This window comes from Butyricimonas faecalis (assembly GCF_003991565.1).
Taxonomy (GTDB): domain Bacteria; phylum Bacteroidota; class Bacteroidia; order Bacteroidales; family Marinifilaceae; genus Butyricimonas; species Butyricimonas faecalis.
Window position 1 is genome coordinate 4,123,490 of record NZ_CP032819.1, and the last position, 22,482, is coordinate 4,145,971.

Genomic DNA, 22,482 nt, shown 5'->3' on the forward strand with positions numbered 1-22,482 from the left:
TTTAATATGAAAAGAGTGGATAGACTATATATACTTCTTTTGTTTTTTTGTTGCTTGCCCGTGATAAACGTGTTGGGACAGGAGGATGTAAAACAACCCTTGGCTTTTAATGATTTTTTCCATGAAAAGATGGAAAAAATAGTAGGGATTTTGCCTGTTTATCAGGATTCCACGAGCGTGTATCTTGAAATCCCGGATCGTTTGTTAGGACGAGAAATAGAGATTCGGGCACAAATAAATAAAGGGTTTGACATGGTGGCTCGTCCGTTGGAGAGTCTAGGCGTCGTGTATTTGGAAAAAGTCGAGAATGGTTCTATTTATTTGCAGCGTCGGAATTTTTCAGAACGTGTGTCTGGGAAAAAGGATGAATTGTACGAGGCTTTCCGGAAATCAAACCTGCAACCTGTTGATATCGTGTATCCGATAAAAGCTTACGCTTCGGGTAATTCCGGTTATATTATTGATATTACTGAAATGTTGAAAACACGAGATGAATGGTTCAAAGTTTCTTTTTCAAAAATGAGGGGGCAGGAATCTTCTTTAGCAAAGATTCTTGGGGTGCACTCGTTTGTTGATGGGGTGAGTTTTGCCGTGCATCGGATGTATGGCTTTTCTCCGGAACAGGCACAGGCCGGTATGATTTCCCCTGGTGGTTTTCTACCGGTAGAAATTGGTTGTGTCGTAACCTTATTGCCGGAACAGGAAATGAAAGAACGGTGGGCTGATGAACGAATCAAGTATCAGGCGATTTCTTTTTGGGATTATTCTCAGAATCCTTATTGTGCGGAAAGAGATTCAATCATCCGAAGATGGAATCTTGGAATTTCTAAAAGGGATAAGGAGGCGTATCAACGCGGGAAATGGGTGAACCCCTTGAATCCGATTGTTTTTTACATAGACACTTGTTGTCCGGTTGAATGGATTCCTCGTATAAAAGAAGCTGTTCTCGCGTGGAATACGGCTTTTGAGAAGGCAGGTTTTAAAAATGTAATGCAAGTAAGAATAGCGGATACTCGCACCGTGTTGGTTGAACAGCGAGCCGTGATTGCATACGATTTGGATGAGATCGGTATTAAAACAACATGTACGTTTCATCCTAAAACGGGAGAAATCCTGTCGTGTAGAATTAACATCGGGCATGGTTTTTTGCCTGGGGAATTACAGCGTTACTTGTTGCAGTGCGGGACGGTTGATGATCGGATATGCGCTAATCGTTTTCACCCGGAAGTGGCAGGGGAGATACTGCGTGCACGGGTAATGAAGGCCGTCGGTCAGGCTTTAGGATTGGGAGATAATTTAATCGGTAGTACGGCTTTTACGATAGAGCAGGTGAAAGATGCAGCATGGCTAAAAAAATACGGCTATACGGGTTCAATCATGGATGAGAATCCGTATCATTATGCTATACGGAAAACAGATCGGGTCCCCTTGAAAGAACTTGTTCCAAGAATTGGAATTTATGACTGTTTGGCCATTGAATGGGGATATCGGGAATTTCTTTCCTGTAAAGATCGTTACGAGGCATGGGAGATTTTACGAAAAAAATATAAGGATTTCGAGTTGGAGAATTTGTCTTCGAAAGAAAAAGACACGCGGGTGTGTCGCGGGGATTTATCGAATAATCCATTGAAAGCCTTGGATGATGGAATAACCAACTTGCTCTCTCTAACCGAACTTATGGATGATATTGTCTATCCCGGTAAAAAGTATGATTGGGGACGAGCAATTATGGCTTTAAATAAAGCCGGTATAGATTTGTTCGGAGAATACTTGTTGCAAGTTGCATCTTATATCGGCGGAAAGAGAGGAAACGTTCCGATTTCTATTGAGGAACAAAGTGAAGCCATGAAAATATTGGACAAATATGTGTTTACAGGGGAAAAGGAGATCATCACGAAAACGGTTCGAGAGAATATGCTCGGGCAAATGCGAGAAAATTATATCCGTCAAATGAAGAAAGTATTTCAATATCTATCCTCTTCGGAGGTAATAAAACGTATCGTTGATTCGGAACAAGAACACGTGGGAAAGGTTTACACGACCGATATGTATTTTAAAGATTTATTTTCTATGTTGTTTTGTGATTTTGCTGAAAATAGCGAGATATCATTTGATCGGATGGATATGCAGATATTATGTGTTGATGTTTTATTAGAACAAGTTACTGGAACTCAAACTGAAGATCTTTGTAATTCTATGGTGAGATGGAAGTTACAAGAACTCTGTGAGAATTTAAAGAAATTGGAAAATCTTCATAAGAGTCAACATGTTCGTATGATGTGTAAAATTTTGATATCGCGAATTGAAAAAGGAATAGGTAAGGTATAGCCTAGAACTATGGGAAATCCTACTGAAATCCTAGGGAAATAATCCCCCTTAGTCGTTGCTCAGCCGTTGTTCAACCGTTGCTCAACCGTTACGGGATGGTTCAGCTTCGAGTAAACGTCGAATGATCTCTGAGTATGTGGTATTATTTGGGTTTATTTACTACCTTATTTGGGTTAGTTTGCGGTAAACTCAGGGATGCATCGGCTTAGGACTATGTTTTCTTATATTTTAGTGATGTCCTAGGGTATAATATTTCCCCGATCTTCTTCTCTCTTTTCCACTTTGTTAATAAAGATGGTTTCAAACAGTTCACCCCGGGTAAGTTTTCCGTTTTGCAGGCAAATAGCCTCTATTCGTCCTTTAGCACACAGCGTATGTTCCGGGAGTTTGTAGATGTCCTCGAAGAATACCAGTTTGATACCTTCTCTTTGGTAGGCGACTTGAACGACGAAGCGATCGCTGCCCCGAAGGGAGTGTTTGTAGGAGATGTCTACGCGGGAGACCATCACGTCGATACCTTGATCGTGAAGGGTGGAAAAGCTGGTTCCGGTGGTTTCCAAAAACTCGTGACGGGCATGTTCCATATAGTGTTGGTAGTTGGAATTGTTGACCACGCCTTGCAGGTCACATTCGTAGTCCCGTACTTTCATCTCTATTTCAAAGGCGTACTCTTTCATGGTTATAGATTTATTTCTACACGCAAAGGTAAGATGTTTTTTTGATATGACTAATTATGATTCGTGATTATAAGCCTAATGGTTCGTTAATAAGGATAATTTTGATCCGTTTGGGCGGGAATGATTTTTCCGTAATGCTCCATGTGTTGCACAGACGGTCGGCGCTTTGGCAGTTCATACAGGTTTTTGTTGTCTGGCAAGGGGTGTGTAAATGAGGATGACGGATGGCATTGAGCGGGGCGGCTGTCGTGCGGATGCGTTCGATGGCCTGCTCGATGTTATCCGTGATCTTGTTGGTGCCGATGAATAGGACGACGTGTTCCGGTCCGAAGGTGATGCCTGATACCCGGTTTCCTACCATGTCCACGTTGACAAGTTGGCCTTGGCGGGTGAGGGCATTCGTTCCCGTGACGAATAAATCGGCAAGGAGGGCTTGGCGGCGCCAGTATGTTTTTTGGGCCCGGCTGTACCCTTCTTGGAAAGTTCGGATGAGAATACATTCCGGTCGTTGTTCGATCTCGGAAAGGATCCCCGTGGCTTTCATCGTTTCAGAATCTCCCCATGAAATAGTGGTCGGCTTTATTCTGTCAAAAATTTCCTGAAAGAAAATGTTTTTAGCTTCTTGTCGGTCGTGGGCAAAGTAAACTTCAAAATGATTTCTTTCCAAGGCTTTTATGGTTTGATGGATAATTTCTTGTTCCATGTTTTGGTGTTTCAGGTAATATACAAAGATACGAATAAAAAATGAAGGTAAGGGATTCTCGATTTTTTTGTACTTTTGCGAAGATATTCTGAATTGGAACTAATTAAATTAACTTTTAAATTATTGATGATGAGGCATACGCTGTTAATTTTGATGTTATTGGCTTGTGGAATGAGTGCTTCGGCACAGTTGACGTTGAAGTCAGAGAAAGGGGATTTCGAGGCTCGCTTGATCGGTCGGGCATTGTTTGACGGAGGGGTGTTTTTCAGTGATAAGACCGCGTTGGGGAATTCTTTGGAAGTGTACGATGTTCGTTTGGGAACGGTGGTACGTTTTTTGGAACGTTGGACGGGGAAGATTGAGTTGGGGTTTGCCAAGAGTAAAGTGTCCATGAAAGATATTTATATCGAGTATAATGATGGAAAGAATGTGTTCAAGGTGGGGCATTATTTTGAACCGTTCAGTTTGGAGTACCGGATCGGGACTTCGGATATGAAGTTTAACGGGGCTGCCGTGACCGGAACTGCCTTCGGTGATCGTCGGCGATTGGGAATCAGTTACACGTACAATTGCGACGTGTTGAACGTGTCGGGAGGTATGTTCAGTGATAAAGATATTGATAATACGGAGAAAGGAGATGAGGGATACGCGTTGTCGGGGAGAGTGTTGTACCGTCCTTATGTCAAGGGAAAAGATATTATTCATGTGGGTGTATCCTCTCGTTTCGGGGTGCAAGGGAAGGCGGAAAAAAATAAATTGACTTATTCGGCAGGGGCTCCTTCGAATTTAATTCCCGAGAAGTTTTTAAAGGCTGAAGTGACCGAGGCGATTAACGAGTGGAAGTTCGGGGCTGAGGTGGTGATGGTTCTTGACAAGTGGTATTTCCAGAGTGAATACTTGATGGCTCACGTGAATCGTAAAGCGTCGGTCGAGAATTATAACGGTGACGGTTGGTATGCACAAGTGGGATATGCCTTGCTGAATGGCCGTTATGGTTATAATAAAATGAGTGGTATGGCCACGGCTCCGGGTGCGAAGAGTTTGGAAATCCTGTGTCGCTATAATATAACCAACATGAACGATAAGGATGCCGGAATTATGGGAGGAAAACAGAATGATTTTTCGATAGGCGGTATCTATTATTTTAATAAATACGTGGCGGTGAAGATGAGTTACAGTCTGGTGAGTTTGGATAAGTATGCACCGGTGGATGGGAAACAGACGTTTAGCATGATACAGGGGAGGATTCAGTTGAGCTTTTAAATAATTGAAAATTGAAAGTTGTAAATTGAAAATGAAAGGCCTGCCCCACCGGCTTCCCTTTGTACGGGGGAAGAGACGGATGCGAGAAAGTGCTTCAATGTAATAATGTAGCGTGTTCTCCCCCTGTGTAAGGGGGAGTTAGAGGGGTAGTTGGAAAGCTAAAAACTAAAAGTTTTAAAAATGTCGACTTTGTGCGGCTGAAATTTAAAATCTAAAATCATTAAATCTAAAATCAATTCATGCGTGTTTGTATAGCGGAAAAGCCGAGTGTGGCGAAGGAGATTGCGGAGGTTCTGGGAGCCAAAGTGCGTCGGAATGGTTATTTCGAGGGAAATGACTATTGCGTGACGTGGACATTCGGGCATCTTTGTTCGTTACAGGAACCGCACGAGTACACGGAGAAGTGGAGGCAGTGGAATTTGAGTATGTTACCGATGATTCCCTCCTCGTTCCGGATCAAGTTGATTGATGATGATGGGATCAAGCGGCAGTTTGCCATTATAGAAGAGTTGTTCAACCGGGCGGAGATGGTGATTAATTGCGGTGATGCGGGGCAGGAAGGGGAGTTGATCCAGCGATGGGTGCTTACGAAGGCGAAGTGTAAGGCTCCGGTGATGCGGTTATGGATTTCTTCGTTGACGGAAGAGGCGATTCGGGATGGGTTTGCCAAGTTGATGTCATCGAAAGATTTTGACACGCTATACGCGGCTGGTTCGGCCCGGGCGATTGGGGACTGGCTGTTGGGGATGAATGCCACGAGGGCTTACACGTTACGCTACGGGAACGGGAAGAACGTGTTGTCGATCGGGCGGGTGCAGACCCCGACGTTGGCACTGATTGTCGATCGGCAGAAAGCGATCGAGCAATTTAAACCGGAAACTTATTGGGAGGTGAGGACGGATTACCGGGGCGGTTGGTTCTCTTACACGAAAGGACGTTTCACGGTAAAGGAGGAGGCCGAGGCTTTCATGCAAGAGATTCTGCCCCTGGAGTTGGAAATCAAGAGCGTGGAACGTAAAAAGGCCATGGAGCATCCGCCGAAATTGTTCGACTTGACTTTGTTGCAGGTGGAATGTAACCGGAAGTTTGCTTTCTCGGCAGACACGACCTTGAAAGTGATCCAGTCGCTGTACGAGAAGAAGTTGACGACGTATCCCCGTGTAGATACGAATTTCTTGCCGAATGATATATATCCCAAGGTCCCCGGGATTTTGAAAGGACTGAAACCATACGTCACGTTGATCGACCCGATTGTTAGCGGGAGTAAGATACGAAAGTCCCCGAAGGTGTTCAATGACAAGAAAATCACGGATCACCACGCTATTATCCCGACGGGGGTTTTCAGTTATGACATGACCCCGGATGAAAAGCGGGTGTACGATCTGGTAGCTCGACGGTTTATTGCCGTATTCTATCCGGATTGCGAGATTGCGAACACCACGGTTATGGCGCAAGTCGGGGAGAACGAGTTCAAGGCGACCGGAAAACAGATTATAGACCCGGCTTGGCGGGTGGTATTCCCGACAGCATCGAACAAACAGAGTGATGAGAACGTGTTGCCCGTGTACGAGGTTGGGGAAAAGGGACCGCACGCTCCCGAATTGCAGGAGAAAGAGACGCAGCCTCCCAAGTATTACACGGAGGCGGATTTGCTACGGGCGATGGAGACGGCCGGGAAACAGGTGGAAGACGAAGAGCTCCGGGATCTGATGAAGGAGAACGGGATAGGACGCCCGTCTACCCGGGCGGGGATTATCGAGACGTTATTGAAAAGAGGGTATATCCGAAAGGATAAAAAACGATTGGTGGCCACTGCCACGGGTGTTGAATTGATTGATACGATTCAGAATGATTTGTTGAAGTCGGCCGAACTGACCGGACAATGGGAGAAAAAATTGCGGATGATTGAGGAGGGAACCTACAACGTGTCGGATTTCATGGAGGAGTTGAAGGTGATGGTGAACGAGTTGGTACACGTGGTGAAGTGTTCGCCCCGGAAAGCGATTACGGTGGAGGCGGTGGAAGAGGTGAAAAAAGAAGCGGCTGCAAAAGAGAAAGCCCCGAAAAAAGAAAAAACTCCCGCGGAACCCGTTGTGTTGAAATGTCCGAAGTGTGGGAACGGTGAGGTTATCAAGGGACGGACGGCCTGGGGGTGTAGCCTGTACCGGAAATCGTGTGACTTTATTATCCCCATGGAATTTTTTGGGAAAAAATTAACACAAAAGCAAGTCGAGGCTTTGGTGTTGAAAGGCAAAACCGGGTCGTTGAATGGCTTTAAAAATGAGGATGGTAGTACGTTTAGCGGCACCTTACGTCTGGACGATAGCTTCCGGGTGGTCGTGGATAAAAAATAAGGGATTGTATTAAATCTATCTTAAAACCTTGGGTACATGATATTGATCTGATTTTAATCGTTAGCTTTGTGTTATTATAAAAATAAACAAAGAAAAGCTATGAGATTAAAGCATTATTTATCCTGTATGTTGATCTTGTTGTCGTTTATCACGGTGAATGCACAAGAGAAAAAAGAGTTGAAAGAAGGGGATCAAGCTCCCACGTTCAAGTATTTGGATATAAACGGGAAGGAAGTTTCCTTGAGTGACTTGGAGGGTAAATATGTCTATATCGATGTATGGGCTACATGGTGTGGACCCTGCCAGTATGAGCTTCCTCATTTGAAAGAGTTGGAGAAAAAGATGCATGGGAAGAAAATCGTGTTCGTAAGTATTTCTTGTGATAAAGATAAAGCTGCCTGGGAGAAAATGGTGAAAGAACAAGGTTTGGGCGGAGTGCAATTACACAATGGCGGAGATCGTGAATTTATGACCGCTTTCGGGATTAGAGGTATTCCTCGTTTTATCCTGTTGGACAAGAAAGGAAAAATTGTAAATCCCAATATGACGCGTCCGTCAAATCCTGAAACGGAAAAGACGCTGAAGGCGTTGAAGGGAATCTAGGAATTTTAGAGTTACGATTTATGATTTATGATTAAAAGTATTTGTGCGGTTGGAATCTAAAATCTAAAATCTAAAATCATAAATCTGAAATCAATTAATGAGAGATCACTGAATTTTTAGTTTGGCTTTGGACAGTTGTTTAGAGCTTTTTATCAGATGAACGGGCCTTAGGGATGGGGCCCGTTTTTCTATAGGACGTCGTGACCGAAGGGGGTGATGGCCAGGCCGGCCAGTTTGAAGTGTTGCAATCCGAACGGGATGCCGATAACGGTGATGCAGAAGAGTATCCCGAAAAGGAGATGGGATAAGCATATCCATACTCCCCCGATGAAGAACCAAATGACATTCATGAGGAGGGATAGACAACCGCTACTTTGCGGAATGTCGACCACCCGACTACCGAATGGCCAAAGAGCCAGTACTCCGAGTTTTAAGGTTTGTAGCCCGAAAGGGATTCCGATGATCGTGATGAACAAACCGATGCTGGATACAAAGTATTCCAGGGCGATGAAAAATCCGCCGAATAGGACCCAGATAATATTTCCAAGAATTTTCATGTGTTATCGTGTTTTATAATGATTTTTTCAAAGATACGATAAAGTATGCAATTTAGATACAGGAATGGAAAGGAACTTGTAACTTGTTGTGAGAACCGTGCGTATGATTCATGTATTTATTAACTTGTAATAATATGACTATGATCGAACATTTGACAAAGGATAGTTTTAAACAGAAAGTGTTTGACTACCAGAATAGCAAGATGTATAGATTTGAGGGGAGCGTCCGGTTGTGATAGATTTCTACACGAACTGGTGTGTTCCGTGTAAGACCATAGCCCCGATTCTGGAAGAATTGCAGCGGGAGTACGAGGGGAAAGTTGATATATACAAGGTGGATAGCGATATGGAAAAGGAGCTGGTGAAGGCCTTTAACGTGCGAAGCATCCCGACCTTGATGTTTGTTCCCGTGGAAGGTCAGCCGCAAGTGGGATGCGGGGCCGTGTCCAAAGGGGAATTGGAGCATTTCTTTCACCAAGTATTTCATATTTGACGAGCTTATTTGAAGCGTCGAAACCGGTGTACGAGTAACTGTCTAAACTATTGTATCAATGGATTGAATCCGCCTGGAAGTTGGTTTACTGTAAATTCATGTATAACTTCCGAAATTAATATATACCTTTGTGCGTTTTTTAATTAAGGGTATAATAGTATGGAAAAAGTGTTTAGTCCGAAATTATTCGGATTAATTAAAGACGGTTCGGTAAAGAAGAATTTGTCGAAGGATATTCTTGCCGGAATCGTGGTAGGTATCGTGGCCTTACCGTTGGCAATTGCTTTTGCCGTGGCCTCAGGTGTTTCTCCTGAAAAGGGGATTATAACGGCTATCGTGGCCGGATTTCTCATCTCGTTCTTTGGTGGTAGCCGGGTACAGATTGGGGGACCCACGGGAGCTTTTATCATTATTGTCTACGGGATTGTAAATGATTACGGTCTGGACGGGATGATTATTTCAACGATATTTGCCGGGGTGATCATGATCGGGTTTGGTATGTTGCGGTTAGGGACTTTGCTGAAGTTTATTCCTCACCCGTTGATTGTCGGTTTTACTTCCGGTATTGCCTTGACGATTTTCTCCACGCAGATATCCAGTGCGTTGGGATTGACGCTGACGGATGTGCCGGGGAGTTTTATCGGTAAGTGGGGCGCTTATTTCGGGGGAATAGATACGGTGAACTGGTATGCCGTGGGAATCACGATCGTGACCGTGTTGATCGCGGTGTATATGCCGAAAATCACGAGCCGGGTGCCGGGTTCGTTTGTGGCTATACTGGTGGTGACACCTATCGTGGCTTTCTTTTTGCCGGAAGGTGCGGTGACGACAATCGGTTCCGAGTTCGGGGAGATTAAATGTAATTTGACTCCGGTGTTCCCCTCTATCGAGTGGGGGCAGTTGTCTCATTACTTGCAGCCTGCCATGACGATCGCTATTTTAGGTGCAATCGAGTCGTTGTTGTCTGCGGTGGTGGCTGACGGTATGATTAGTGGGCATCATCGTTCGAATACAGAGTTGATCGCTCAGGGTATTGCTAACATTGCCTCTCCTTTGTTTGGTGGTATTCCTGCCACGGGAGCCATTGCCCGTACGGCAACCAACGTGAAGAACGGGGGGCGGACTCCGATTGCCGGAATCACCCATGCCGTGGTGTTGTTGCTGATCATGTTGTTCTTTGGGAAATGGGCATCTTTGATTCCGATGTCCTGTCTGGCGGGTATCTTGATCGTGGTATCTTATAATATGAGTGAATGGCGGTCGTTCCGTTCTATTCTGCGGGCATCTATGTCCGACGTGGTGATTTTGCTGGTGACGTTCTTCTTGACCGTGCTGGTCGATCTGACCGTGGCAATTGAAATCGGAGTTGTGTTGGCTGCCCTGTTGTTTATGAAACGTATGGCGGATAACGCTCCGAAAGAGATGATCGGTGCCACGAATATGGATAGTGATGTGCTTGAGAATTATAAGGATCTGCCGAAAGGTTTGGGTATATACGAGATTAGCGGGCCGTTTTTTTTCGGGTCGGCAAAGACATATTGTGAAACAATTCGTAACTTAGGCGTGAATTATGATGTGCTGATTATTCGTATGCGTCATGTTCCTTTCGTGGATACTACCGGGTTGAAAAATCTGAGAGAGACAATTCTCCAATTGAAGAACGAGGGTACGTATATCGTTTTATCGGGAGTGAGCGAATCGGTGAAGAAAGATTTGTTGAAGGGAGGAATCGGTGAACTTGTAGGTGTTGAGAATATTTACCCGAAATTTGATCTGGCTTTACAGGCCGCGAAAGAGAAGGTTAAAGAGAAATAATTAAAAAGGTATTGAAGTATGAGCGGATTTTTTGGCTGTGTATCTCGTAGAGATTGTGTTGCCGACGTGTTTTACGGTACAGACTACCATTCTCATCTGGGGACGAAACGTGCGGGACTTGCTTTTTATAACGGCACGGAATTTAATCGTTCTATCCATAGTTTGGAGAGTGCCTATTTCCGGAATAAATTTGAACCGGAACTGGATCGTTTTGCCGGATCTAACTTGGGAGTCGGGGTGATCAGTGATATGGAATCTCAGCCCATCACGGTGACCTCGCATTTGGGACGGTTTGCAGTCGTGGTGGTTGGGCGTTTGGCGAACTTGGACGAGATCGTGGACGAGTTTTTGAAGGAACGCAAGCATTTTGCCGAATTGTCGAGTTCGACGGTGAACCAGACGGAGGTGGTGGCGATGCTGATCAATGCCGGAAATACATTCAAGGAGGGGATCGAGAACGTGTATAATAAAGTCAAGGGGTCTTGCTCCTTTCTGATCCTGACGGAAACAGGGATTTACGCGGCCCGGGATAAATATGGGCGGACGCCGATTATCCTGGGGAAAAATGAGGATGGGTACGTGGTGGCTAGCGAGAGTTCCTCGTTCACGAATCTGGGCTACACGATCGTGCGGGATATTCAACCGCGGGAGGCTTTACAGATTACTCGGGACGGGATCACGCAAGTGACGACTCCGGGATGCAAGAAACAGATTTGTTCTTTCTTGTGGGTGTATTACGGTTATCCTTCTTCTTATTACGAGGGAATTAACGTGGAAGATGCCCGTTATCGTTGTGGGGCGGCTATTGCCGAGAAGGATGACGTGAAGGTGGACTATGTGGCAGGAATACCGGATTCGGGAGTCGGTCACGCGATTGGTTACTCGAATGCCCGTTGCCTGCCGTACAAGCGTCCTTTCGTGAAGTACACGCCTACGTGGCCTCGTAGTTTTATGCCGCAGAATCAGGCCATGCGGGATTTAGTAGCCAAAATGAAGTTGTTGCCTAACGAGGCGTTTACGCGGGATGCCCGGATACTTTTCTTGGATGATTCGATCGTGCGAGGAACGCAGTTGAAGGATAACGTGGTGAAGTTGAAGGAATGCGGGGTGAAAGAGGTTCATATGCGGATTGCTTGTCCGCCGCTGGTGTATCCTTGCGTGTTCTTGAATTTTTCGTCTTCTCGTTCTAATTTTGACTTGTTTACCCGTCGGGTGATTCGGGATTTGGAAGGGACGTCCGATTTGACGGAAGAGATACTGAAACCGTATACTGATCCCGATTCCGAGAAGTATAAGAAGATGCAGGAAGTGATGGCTCAACATTTGCAATTGGATTCATTGAAATTCCAACGATTGGAAGATATTGTGAAGGCCATCGGATTGCCGAAAGAAGAGCTTTGTACTCACTGTTGGGACAATTCTTCTTATATGTAAAAAGGGCTGGAAACAGCCCTTTTTACATATAAGAAGAAAGATAAAGGTTAAAAACTAAAAGATAAAAGTTAGGGAGCATTTCCCACTTTTATCTTTTAGTTTTTAACTTTTAGTTTCTACTCAGTATGCATGGTGGTCGTCTTTCACGTCCTGTATGTCAATCTGTTTTTTGTTGAGAGCACGCCAAGCGTAGAATATATAAGCCAGTACGATGGGGGAGGCCAATGATACGTATGCCATGGTTTTCAACGTGTAGAGGGAGGAAGAGGCATTGTAAATGGTCAGGGACGAATTGAGATCTGTGTATGACGGGTAGAATGCCGTGTTATTGAATCCTGCCACGATAAACAGGGCGATTACAGCCAGAACGATTCCGATTCCGGAGAACCAGATTCCTTTTTTCCAGTGGGGTTTCAAGATGGATTGGATGATTCCGAATAATACCCCGATGACCCCGATCAGTAAGACAAGCGTGTTCAGAGGCATTTCCAGTAGGTTGTGGAAATATTTGTATGGAACGAGTTGGATGCTCTTATCTTCCATGATAGCGTAGCCTTTGCCCAGCAATATGATGGCTAGAAAGGCAAGTAGAAGTACAACGAAAGGGATCGAGTTGTATAGTACTTGTTTTTTACTTCTTGCGTAAATCGCATCGTGTTTGATGTTATTCATGAAATAGAGGGAGGCCAATGTGCGGGACAAAAAGAAAATAGCTAGCCCCAGGCAGAGGTTGGCTACGTTGAATAGCACCTCGATGCCTCTCCAAGGACTCATCCAGGTAACATCGTTCATTTCTCCCAGTTTAAACGGGTTGCCCGTGAAGAAAGACCCGACAACAGCCCCGATACAGATGGTGCCGATGACCCCGTTAATGATCAGGAATAGGTTGTAGGTCTTTTCGCCGAGCAAGTTTCCGGCTTTCCGGCGGTACTCGTAGGAAACGGCCTGCATCACGAAACAGAACAGAACAACCATCCAGGCGAGATAAGCTCCCCCGAAACTGGTTGAATAGAATAGCGGGAAACTGGCAAAGAATGCTCCCCCGAATACGACTAATGTGGTAAACGTGAATTCCCATTTACGCCCCAAACTGTTGACCAAGAGATTGCGTTCATCTTCGGTCTTGGCAATGGTATATAATAGTGTTTGTCCACCTTGCACGAATAGCAGGAATACGAGCAATCCGCCAAGCAATGATATTAAAATCCACCAGTAGTGTTGAAGAAATTCCATATTCATTTGTGATTTATGATTTATGATTCATGATTTTCCGGTCCCTTTTTTATCTGGTGGAACATAATTTTCAGTTCCGCAATGAGTAGGACGGTGAAAAGTATGGCGAACATCCAGAATGTGGTGATTACCCAGTCGGACGCTATTTTGGTAACGGCGACATTCGTGGGCATTAAGTCTTGTACGACCCAAGGTTGGCGGCCCACCTCTGCCACGATCCAACCGCATTGGGAGGCGATGTAAGCCAAGGGAACGCAGACAAGAGCCAGGTAAGGAATTAGTTTGAATTTCTCGAATTTTCTTTTCTTTGCATACCACAAGGAAAGAATGAATAGAAGTGTAAATAGCATCCCCAGGCCGACCATGATTCGGAAGCTATAGAACACGAGTGGCACATGGGGAATTGCATCGTGTGGTGAAGACAAATAGCCGTACCCGAAGTCGGAGTAGTTGGCTTTAAAGACTTGTAACGTGCTGTCGGCAAGGTGATGATTTCCGTCTTTCACGGCTTGTTTATATGTCTTCAAGGCATCGATGGCGGTGCGGCCGTTAGCCATACGCTGTTCCAAAGAGGGATAGGTGATACCTTCTTGTGACGTGTAACCGTCTAAAATATTTTGAATACCGGGGATGTAGGCGTTGAAGTCGTGATACCCCAGAAAGGAAAGCATTTGGGGTATATGGATCGCGTACTCCATTTTTTTCATCTTGGGTGTCGGTAATGATGGATCGATTGTCGGAATACCGATTACGGTGAATTCTACCCCGTTACCACCCTCGTTCAAGCCTTCCATGGCAGCGAATTTCATGGGTTGTGTTTTGGTTACATCCTGTGCACTGGAATCCCCCGTGTACATCGTGAGCAGGATACTGATTAACCCGAACACGGAGGCAAGCATGATACTCTTACGAGCGAATTCCAGGTTTCTTTTCTTCAGGATGAACCATGAGCTCACTCCTACCACGAAACAGGCCGAGAGCGTGTAGGCCGAAGTTACCGTGTGGGTAAATTTACTGATCGCGGTGGGAGAGAAGAGAATTGCCCAAAAGTCATCCATTTCATTCCTCGCTGTCAGAGGGTTGAATTCCATGCCGACAGGATTTTGCATCCAAGCATTGGCAACCAGAATCCATAAAGCTGAAATATTTGCCCCGACAAATACCATCCAAGTTGAAACCAGATGGAAGCGTTTGCTTACTTTATTCCAACCAAAGAACATAACGGCCACGAAGGTGGATTCCAAGAAAAACGCGATAATACCTTCAATGGCCAGCGGGGCACCGAAAATATCCCCCACGAACCAAGAGTAGTTTGACCAGTTTGTCCCGAATTGGAATTCCAGAATTAATCCGGTAGCCACGCCGATGGCAAAGTTAATGCCGAATAGTTTCATCCAGAATTTAGTGGCATTCAGCCAACTTGGATCGCCCGTTTTTACCCACATGGTTTCCATGATGGCGAGCATCAGAGCCAGACCCAAGGTCAAGGGTACAAACATATAATGATAAATTGCTGTCATGGCGAATTGCCATCGTGACCACTCCACCAGAGTGGTTGTTGTCAGATCAAGAAGCATGATATTAAGGTTTTGTGGTTAATTCTTCAAAAACATGATTACTTCTCTCCTCGGCACTGTCGTAGTGGGAGTTGAGGTAATTGGGCATGAGCCAAAGTTTAAAAACTAAAAACATGATGCATAGCTTAATAATGATAATAAGCCAAAGAGTTCTTCCCCAGCGGGGCATACTCCTGAATCCATCGTAATATAGGTCCCAAGCTTTTCTTAGCATACACGACTTTATTTTGTTATTTATCTATTAAAGAACGTAATCAAAGATAAAAATGTTTTCTTGATTTCCGTGTTTTTTTTGCATAAATAATACCTATCTACCGATAGAGTGAATTTATTTATTTATTTTTGGGGAAAGAAACGTGTAACGTCAAGTTGTTTTTGCCGTACACGGAGAGTTGTTGGTTATTTTGTAAAGTTTGAATTATGAATAATATAGGAAAGTATTGTCTTGGAGGATTCGCTTTGGCGGTTGTGGGATTTTTGTGCTGGTATTTTTCCTCCATAATAGCTTATATTTTGATTGCCGTGATCATCTCTTTTTTGGGGCGACCGGTGATGAATTGCTTGGAACGGCTGAAGGTCAAAGGGGTTCGGCTGCCGGAAGGCTTGCGAGCCGCGATAGCTCTGGTTTGTATCTGGGTGGTATTTATCCTTTTCTTTTACACGGTAATCCCGTTGGTGAGTCAAGAGTTCCAGTCATTAAGTGATATTAGTATCACGAATATCGTGAACAAGTTTGAAGATCCTCTGGCCGATTTGGAACAAGGATTGAAACGGTTTGGAATTCTTGAACCGGATCAAGATGTGAAAGAGTATATCGTGACGAACTTGAAGTCGGTGGTGGATGTCTCGCAGATTCAAAATATGTTCGGATCCTTGGCAGGCACGATCAGTAGTATTTTCATCGCCTTGTTTTCCGTAACGTTTATGGCCTTCTTTTTTTTGAAGGATAGTAAGTTATTTTACCGGATGTTGTTGACCGTCATACCGACACGTTACGGGGAAGGCGTGGGGAATGCGTTGGACTCGATTCAAAAATTATTGATGCGTTATTTTATCGGGATTACCTTCGAGGTACTGATCGTGATGGGGTTGAATATTTTGGGATTGACGATCGTGGGGCTTCCGTTTAATAACGCGGTATTGATTGGTTTGATCACGGGGATTACGAATGTCATTCCTTATATTGGTCCTCTGATCGGGGCGGCCTTCGGGTTGTCTGTTGGGATTGCAACGAATGTGGATGTCGATTTTTATACAGTGGTATTTCCTTTGTTGGTATACATGAGTATTGTTTTTATTATTACCCAGTTGATAGATAACGTGGTGTTACAGCCTTTGATTTACGGGAATAGTGTTCACGCTCACCCGATGGAGATTTTTTTGGTGATACTGATCGCGGGAAATCTGGCGGGTATACCGGGAATGATCTTGGCGATACCGGGGTACACGGTTTTGAGGGTAATATTGAGGGAATTTTTTAATAAATATAAATTGGTCAAGTCCTTGACCAAAGGACTGGAAGATGGAAAATGAAAACTAAAAGCGGAGTTTGTTTCACTTTTAGTTTTTCACTTTTATCTTTTAGTTCAAATAGCTCCTCGCATCCGGTCCTCAAAGGCCGAAAGGGCTGCTTTTGCTCCTTCTCCCATGGCGATGATGATTTGTTTGTAGGGGACTGTGGAGACATCTCCCGCGGCATAGATTCCCGGAATATTCGTACGGCAATGCGTGTCAATAGCAATTTCTCCCATTCGATTCGTGTCGACCACTTCCCGGAAAACACCGCTATTGGGCATTAGCCCGATCTGAACGAAAATTCCGTCCAATTCGATGGTGCGAGCCTCTTCGGTTGCCCGATTTTTTACCCGAATACCTGTTACCTTATCCCCGTTGCCGATAACTTCAAGAGTTTGTGAACTGACAAAGACTTCCACGTTGGGTAGACTCTTTAGTTTTTCTTGCAACACTTGGTCGGCCTTTAAATGGTCCAGGAATTCCAATACGGTAACTTTTGAACATATTCCTGCCAAATCAATGGCAGCCTCTATCCCTGAGTTTCCTCCTCCTACAACAGCAACGTGTTTGCCTTTGTAGAACGGTCCGTCGCAATGTGGGCAGAACGCGACACCTCTGCCGATATACTCTGCCTCTCCCGGTACGTTCAGTTTTCTCCAACTGGCTCCGGTAGCCACGATAACTGCCGGTGCGGAGAATTTCTCCCCGGTAGCCGTGGAAAGTTCTTTTTGTTTGTCCTTTAATTCTATTTTTTCGATTCGCCGATGTTCTAACAAGTCAATCGGGTAACATTGTAAATGTGTCCGTAAATTATCTGCCAATTGATTTCCTGTTGTTTCCGGGACAGAGATCAGGTTTTCAATTCCCACCGTTTCTTTGACTTGTCCCCCGATGCGTTCCGCTATAACTGCCACGTTCAATCCTTTTCGTGCAGAGTAAATGGCGGCTGCCGAACCCGCTGGGCCTCCTCCTAGAACGATGACATCATAACTTTTTTCTTTCGTCTCCAGCGTGTTTTCTTGGATCCCGTATTGTGCCTCAAGTTTGTTTAATAATTCACCGAATTCTCCTCTTCCGACATGAATAAGTTTTCCATCAGCAAACACGGAAGGTACACCCTGTATCTTTAATTCTTCTACTTCATCCTGATAGATGGCCCCGTCAACCATTTCGTGGTGGATTTGTGGATTTAATGTAGCCATGGCATTTAATGCCTGCACGACATCCGGACAGTTGGTACAAGTTAAAGATACGTAGGTTGTCAAGTGAATCGGGCCTTTCAATGCTTTTACCCGGTTACAAATGGTCTCGTCCGGAAAATTCTTTCCTTTCCCGTCTGCATTCATGATGGCAAGCAGAAGAGAGGTGAACTCGTGCCCATTGGGAACACCCCGGAATTTGATACCTGTGGGCTCTCCGTTTTTCAGTAAAGCAAACTCTAATTCCTTTCCCTCTCTAATCCGGCAAGAAATTTTATCCGTACATTCAGCCACGTCAGCCAACATCTCTGTTAATTCCTGACGACTTTCGTGTTGAGGAGCTACGGCGATGTCCAACGTGTATTGTGCCTCTAAAACAGCGAAAATGTTTTTAAGTTGATCTTTTAAAGAGATATCTAGCATATAATTTAGAATTTAGAATTTAAAATTTAGAATTTAGAATGAGGGGGAAGGCGGGTAAAAAGGGGTGTCGTGTAATGCACCCCTTGGAAGGTCTTGATTAGATTTTTCCAACCAAATCAATACTCGGTTTCAGCGTGCTTGCTCCTTTTTTCCATTTTGCAGGGCAAACTTCGTTCGGGTGTTCTGCCACGAATTGAGCGGCTTCTACTTTTCGAAGTAATTCGTCGGCATTACGTCCGATGTTGTTGTCGTGAATTTCAGCAATCTTGATCTTTCCTTCCGGGTTTACCACGAATGTCCCGCGATAAGCCATTCCGTCTTCCTCGATCATCACCCCGAAACCTCGGCTCAACACTCCGGTCGGGTCAGCCAACATCGGGTATTTGATTTTACGGATACTTTCCGAGGCATCGTGCCATGCTTTGTGTACGAAATGAGAATCCGTGCTTACAGAGTAGACTTCTACTCCCATGGCTTGAAACTGCTCGTATTTCTCTGCCACGTCAACGAGTTCGGTCGGACAAACAAAGGTAAAATCTGCGGGGTAGAAAAAGAAGATTGCCCACTTGCCTTTTATGTCTTCGCTACTTATTGTTTTAAACTCTCCGTTATGAAATGCCTGAACTTTGAACTCAGGAAGTTGTGAATTGATAATTGGTTCCATTGTTTTTTATTTTATAAGTGTTCTTGTTTTTATTTTCTAATACAAAAATATATCATTTATTTTTATTAAAACAAGAAAACCAATTGAATTATTCTATGTGTGGATAGATAAAACTAATATTTAAATTTTATTCTCGTATTCTCGCATGAATTCATCCGCAATATAGAGATTACCGTAGAGATAAAGCCCGGTTGTCTTATCGTGCAGATCGGCACAAGTCTTGCTTTCGTAGAATAATTGTAATGCTCGGACCGGGGCAATATCCAAGCGTTTCGCTAGTTCGGCGGATATAATGCCGATGCGGTTACTCAATATCATTTCTTGAATTTCGGGTGACTTTACCGGGTCATTCTGCAAGTTCTGTTCTTTCATAAACAAGATATTTGTCTGTAATACTTTGGTCTAACAAACATATTTGGTTGTTGGGCTGATATTGGGCTAGGCGTTGCAATGCTACATCGGCACTCATCAAGCCGGACATGTATAAGTTTATCGTATCGATAACCCGGTCATTGGCTACGCCTCCTTCTACATAGTCGTAAATGGATGCAGGATTCTCGCCTCTGCGGCTGGCGACGATAAAGTTCAGCCACTCTGTATCGTAGGCTTTAAATATCTTGCAACGGGCTTCAGTCAGAATAGCGTCACGATCAAGTTGATAGATGTTAATGACTGCTTGGGTTTTACGGCGTTTGGCCGTTGTGATAGCCCAACGATACGCTTGTTCTTTTATATCGGTCACATAGAAACCACGACCGAAATCCAAATTCTCTCGTCCTAATCGACACAGAGGTGAGTTCACTTGCTCCGTTCCACCATGATACACGGTTATAGTCATCGTTTTGCCTCCCATGTTATTAAACATTCCACCATATTGTCAGTTACATGTTCACGACTTTCCGTGTGGAGCGTGTCATAGTAGGGTAGAATGTAATTTTCAATCATACCCACGCGTTTCATACGGGCAAATACTTCTTGGTAAGGGATTCCAAGTTTGCGAGCAACGCCTTCGATGCAAGAGGCGGCGAATGATAGTATTAGTTCCGTGTGCGATAATTCTATTAGATTTTTCATCGAGTGTATGTTTATCACACAAAGTTATAAAAATAATGTCGATGAAAAGAGAAAATGATGTTGTTCTTTTGGTAAAATAGCGTGGGGAGAAAATGACTTGAATAAGGTTTACGTCTGAAATTCACAGACGTAAACCTTGGTTATTTTTTAGATTAAGGCAATGTCCAATACTTCCCGAATGTGGTCGACGAAGTGGAATTTAATGCCTTTGACGTATTCTTTTTTTATCTCGTCAATATCTTTTTTGTTTTCCCGACAAAGGATAATCTCTTTGATGCCGGCGCGTTTGGCAGCAAGGATCTTTTCCCGGATACCACCCACGGGGAGAACTTTACCCCTCAGCGTGATCTCTCCGGTCATGGCGAGGGCTTTCTTTACCTTTCTTCCGGTTAGCGATGAGGCTAACGAGGTGACCATGGTGATACCTGCCGAGGGACCGTCTTTCGGAACGGCACCTGCCGGGACGTGGATATGAATATTGTGTTCTTCCACGGCAGAGGGCTGTATGCCCAGCTCTTCGGCGTGTGATTTGATGTATTCCAATGCCAGGGTGGCAGACTCTTTCATCACGTCGCCTAGGCTTCCTGTCATGGTTAGCGTGCCTTTCCCTTTGCTGATGCTGGATTCCACGTAAAGGATCTCACCACCCACGGCTGTCCACGCTAAACCTGTAACCACTCCCGGTAACTCGTTACCCTGGTATTCTTCCCGGGTAAAGATGGGGGTGCCCAAGTATTCTTCCACGGTAGTCTTTGTCGGTTTAATCGTGAAAGACGAGTCCATGGCCACTTTCTTTGCCACTTGACGCATGATTTTTGCCAAAGTTTTATCTAATCCCCGTACTCCCGATTCCCGGGTGTATTTATCGATGATGAAGTTTAGTATATCATCGGTAAATTCGATTTGTTCTGCTTTCAGCCCGTGATTCACCAGTTGCTTGGGGATCAAATGCCGTTTGGCAATCTCTATTTTTTCTTCCATGAGGTAACCGCTCACTTCGATCATTTCCATACGATCCCTTAACGGGGGAGCAATCGTTGAAATGTCGTTTGCCGTGGCGATAAACATGACTTTCGATAAGTCGTAGTCCACGTCCAGATAGTTATCATGGAAGGTTGTGTTCTGTTCCGGATCAAGTACTTCCAATAGGGCAGATTGTGGATCTCCCCGGAAATCCTGACCGACTTTGTCAATCTCGTCCAGTATGAATACGGGATTTGATGTACCCGCTTTCTTGATACTTTGGATGATTCGGCCGGGCATGGCTCCAATATAGGTGCGACGGTGTCCCCGAATTTCGGATTCATCGTGTAAACCTCCCAATGACATACGTACGAACTCCCGGTTAAGTGCCCGGGCAACAGATTTGCCCAAAGAGGTCTTGCCCACCCCGGAGGGCCGTATAGGCACAGGATCGGGGATTTCATATCTCCTTTCAGTTTCAGTACGGCAAGGTATTCGAGAATTCTCTCTTTCACCTTGTCCAATCCGTAATGATCGGCATCCAGTATTTCGGATGCTTTCTTCAGATCGAAATTGTCTTCAGAGTAGTGTTCCCACGGTAATTCTGTCAATTCTTTCACGTAGTTGAATTGCACGGAATAGTCCGGGGTGGAGGGGTTTTGGCGTTTCAATTTTTGAAGTTCCTTTTCAAAAATTTCCTGCACGTTCTTTCCCCACTTTTTCTTTTTGGCTGCCTCTTCCAATTCTTGAAGGTCTTCATCCACCGGGTTGGCACCCAGCTCGTTTTGGATGGTCTTCATCTGTTGGTGGAGCAAGTATTCCCGTTGTTGTTTATCCAGATCGACTTTCACTTTTTTCTGGATGTCCTCTTTGAGTTCCAGTATCTTGACTTGTTTGCCTAAAAGTTCCAGTAATTTGGTTGCCCGTTCTTTTAAGAGGTCAATTTCCAGTAATTCCTGTTTATTTCGGTAGTCAATATCCGTGTTCGAGGAAATGAAATTGATTAGGAATAGCATACTCTCGATGTTTTTCAAGGCGAAGCCGGCTTCGTTCGGAATGTTGCTGGAGTATTTTACAATCTTGAGAGCCATGTCCTTTAACGCCTCTCCGATGGCATTGTACTCTTGATCTTCTTCCGTGATCTTCTCCTCTTGCTTAACAATGATTTTTCCCACGTGATAGGGTTCGTCATACAGGATGTCGTCGAGTTCGAATCTTTTTTTACCTTGTATGATAGCCGTTGTGGTGCCATCCGGCATTTCCAGAATCTTCAAAACGGTAGCTACCGTGCCGATCGTGTACAGGTCTTCCAGTTTCGGGTTTTCGGTATTGGTGTCTCTTTGGGCAATAACACCGAAAGGTGCGCTGCTTTTGTACACGTACCGGATAAGTTTCAATGACTTCTCCCTGCCAATATTTATAGGAATTATGACGCCCGGGAACAGAACCGTGTTCCGTAGCGGTAAAATTGGCAGGGTGTCAGGAATATCCGTGTGGTCGTTGAGCATTTCTTTCTCGTCTCCCAAGATGGATAAATAATCCTGATTGTTGTCCGCCAAGCTTTCTTGTAAAATATCTTTTAAGTCTATGTTATTCATTATGATCTC

The 22,482-nt window shown here is 44.6% G+C and carries 19 protein-coding genes and 1 pseudogene; 8 read left to right on the top strand and 12 right to left on the bottom strand.

Going from position 1 to position 22,482, the window contains the following annotated elements:
• The first annotated feature begins 6 nt into the window (after window positions 1–6).
• A complete protein-coding gene (locus tag D8S85_RS17650; RefSeq protein ID WP_106481626.1) occupies window positions 7–2,328 on the top strand; it encodes a DUF5117 and DUF5118 domain-containing protein in 2,322 nt (773 codons plus the stop codon).
• Between the two features lie 239 nt (window positions 2,329–2,567).
• On the opposite strand, the gene D8S85_RS17655 is transcribed toward D8S85_RS17650, so the two are convergent.
• Both D8S85_RS17655 and D8S85_RS17660 read right to left on the bottom strand, forming a co-directional pair.
• The gene (locus D8S85_RS17655) at window positions 2,568–3,005 is read right to left on the bottom strand and encodes an acyl-CoA thioesterase (protein ID WP_106481627.1); all 438 of its coding nucleotides are present in this window, start codon (window positions 3,003–3,005) and stop codon (window positions 2,568–2,570) included.
• Between the two features lie 67 nt (window positions 3,006–3,072).
• Window positions 3,073–3,708, bottom strand: coding sequence for a lactate utilization protein (locus D8S85_RS17660; protein WP_127075453.1), 636 nt, complete (start codon window positions 3,706–3,708; stop codon window positions 3,073–3,075).
• A gap of 126 nt (window positions 3,709–3,834) precedes the next feature.
• On the opposite strand from D8S85_RS17660, the gene D8S85_RS17665 reads away from it, so the two are divergent.
• From D8S85_RS17665 to D8S85_RS17675, 3 genes are all read left to right on the top strand, one after another.
• Window positions 3,835–4,971: an OprO/OprP family phosphate-selective porin gene (locus D8S85_RS17665; protein WP_127075455.1), complete on the top strand. Its 1,137-nt coding sequence runs from the start codon at window positions 3,835–3,837 to the stop codon at window positions 4,969–4,971.
• A gap of 239 nt (window positions 4,972–5,210) precedes the next feature.
• Window positions 5,211–7,325, top strand: coding sequence for a type IA DNA topoisomerase (locus D8S85_RS17670; RefSeq protein WP_106481630.1), 2,115 nt, complete (start codon window positions 5,211–5,213; stop codon window positions 7,323–7,325).
• Between the two features lie 99 nt (window positions 7,326–7,424).
• The gene (locus tag D8S85_RS17675) at window positions 7,425–7,928 is read left to right on the top strand and encodes a TlpA family protein disulfide reductase (RefSeq protein ID WP_106481631.1); all 504 of its coding nucleotides are present in this window, start codon (window positions 7,425–7,427) and stop codon (window positions 7,926–7,928) included.
• A gap of 188 nt (window positions 7,929–8,116) precedes the next feature.
• Here D8S85_RS17675 and D8S85_RS17680 read toward each other — a convergent pair whose 3' ends face one another.
• Complete coding sequence (locus tag D8S85_RS17680) at window positions 8,117–8,485, bottom strand: YccF domain-containing protein (protein ID WP_106481632.1); 369 nt, start codon at window positions 8,483–8,485, stop codon at window positions 8,117–8,119.
• 232 nt (window positions 8,486–8,717) lie between these two features.
• On the opposite strand from D8S85_RS17680, the gene D8S85_RS17685 reads away from it, so the two are divergent.
• The 3 genes from D8S85_RS17685 (at window position 8,718) to D8S85_RS17695 (ending at window position 12,227) form a co-directional block, all read left to right on the top strand.
• Window positions 8,718–8,978, top strand: a complete 261-nt coding sequence (locus D8S85_RS17685; RefSeq protein ID WP_240648721.1) for a thioredoxin family protein — start codon at window positions 8,718–8,720, stop codon at window positions 8,976–8,978.
• Between the two features lie 159 nt (window positions 8,979–9,137).
• Window positions 9,138–10,793, top strand: coding sequence for a SulP family inorganic anion transporter (locus D8S85_RS17690; RefSeq protein WP_106481633.1), 1,656 nt, complete (start codon window positions 9,138–9,140; stop codon window positions 10,791–10,793).
• Window positions 10,794–10,811: 18 nt separating this feature from the next.
• On the top strand, window positions 10,812–12,227 hold the full coding sequence (locus D8S85_RS17695) for an amidophosphoribosyltransferase (RefSeq protein ID WP_106481634.1): 1,416 nt from the start codon (window positions 10,812–10,814) through the stop codon (window positions 12,225–12,227).
• Window positions 12,228–12,347: 120 nt separating this feature from the next.
• On the opposite strand, the gene D8S85_RS17700 is transcribed toward D8S85_RS17695, so the two are convergent.
• Genes D8S85_RS17700 through D8S85_RS17710 form a run of 3 tightly spaced genes read right to left on the bottom strand, consistent with a single transcriptional unit; the run spans window position 12,348 to window position 15,251 of the window.
• A complete protein-coding gene (locus tag D8S85_RS17700) occupies window positions 12,348–13,466 on the bottom strand; it encodes a cytochrome d ubiquinol oxidase subunit II (protein ID WP_106481635.1) in 1,119 nt (372 codons plus the stop codon).
• A gap of 14 nt (window positions 13,467–13,480) precedes the next feature.
• Complete coding sequence (locus tag D8S85_RS17705; RefSeq protein WP_106481636.1) at window positions 13,481–15,037, bottom strand: cytochrome ubiquinol oxidase subunit I; 1,557 nt, start codon at window positions 15,035–15,037, stop codon at window positions 13,481–13,483.
• Between the two features lie 4 nt (window positions 15,038–15,041).
• On the bottom strand, window positions 15,042–15,251 hold the full coding sequence (locus tag D8S85_RS17710; RefSeq protein WP_106481637.1) for a DUF4492 domain-containing protein: 210 nt from the start codon (window positions 15,249–15,251) through the stop codon (window positions 15,042–15,044).
• 206 nt (window positions 15,252–15,457) lie between these two features.
• Here D8S85_RS17710 and D8S85_RS17715 point away from each other — a divergent pair, with 206 nt between their 5' ends.
• The gene (locus D8S85_RS17715; RefSeq protein ID WP_127075457.1) at window positions 15,458–16,570 is read left to right on the top strand and encodes an AI-2E family transporter; all 1,113 of its coding nucleotides are present in this window, start codon (window positions 15,458–15,460) and stop codon (window positions 16,568–16,570) included.
• 53 nt (window positions 16,571–16,623) lie between these two features.
• Here the strand turns inward: D8S85_RS17715 and ahpF are convergent, their stop codons facing one another.
• The 6 genes and pseudogenes from ahpF to lon form a co-directional block, all read right to left on the bottom strand.
• Window positions 16,624–18,174, bottom strand: coding sequence for an alkyl hydroperoxide reductase subunit F (gene ahpF / locus D8S85_RS17720; RefSeq protein ID WP_106481639.1), 1,551 nt, complete (start codon window positions 18,172–18,174; stop codon window positions 16,624–16,626).
• A 97-nt stretch (window positions 18,175–18,271) separates the two neighbouring features.
• Window positions 18,272–18,838, bottom strand: a complete 567-nt coding sequence (ahpC, locus tag D8S85_RS17725; protein WP_106481640.1) for an alkyl hydroperoxide reductase subunit C — start codon at window positions 18,836–18,838, stop codon at window positions 18,272–18,274.
• 120 nt (window positions 18,839–18,958) lie between these two features.
• A complete protein-coding gene (locus D8S85_RS17730; RefSeq protein ID WP_106481641.1) occupies window positions 18,959–19,210 on the bottom strand; it encodes a hypothetical protein in 252 nt (83 codons plus the stop codon).
• The gene (locus D8S85_RS17735) at window positions 19,185–19,703 is read right to left on the bottom strand and encodes a DUF3990 domain-containing protein (protein ID WP_106481642.1); all 519 of its coding nucleotides are present in this window, start codon (window positions 19,701–19,703) and stop codon (window positions 19,185–19,187) included. Before D8S85_RS17735 ends, D8S85_RS17730 begins: the two co-directional genes overlap by 26 nt.
• A complete protein-coding gene (locus tag D8S85_RS17740; protein ID WP_106481643.1) occupies window positions 19,673–19,912 on the bottom strand; it encodes a DUF3791 domain-containing protein in 240 nt (79 codons plus the stop codon). The genes D8S85_RS17735 and D8S85_RS17740 overlap by 31 nt, the downstream gene beginning before the upstream one ends.
• Window positions 19,913–20,059: 147 nt before the next feature.
• Window positions 20,060–22,473, bottom strand: a pseudogene (gene lon, locus D8S85_RS17745) (endopeptidase La).
• Window positions 22,474–22,482: the final 9 nt, after the last annotated feature.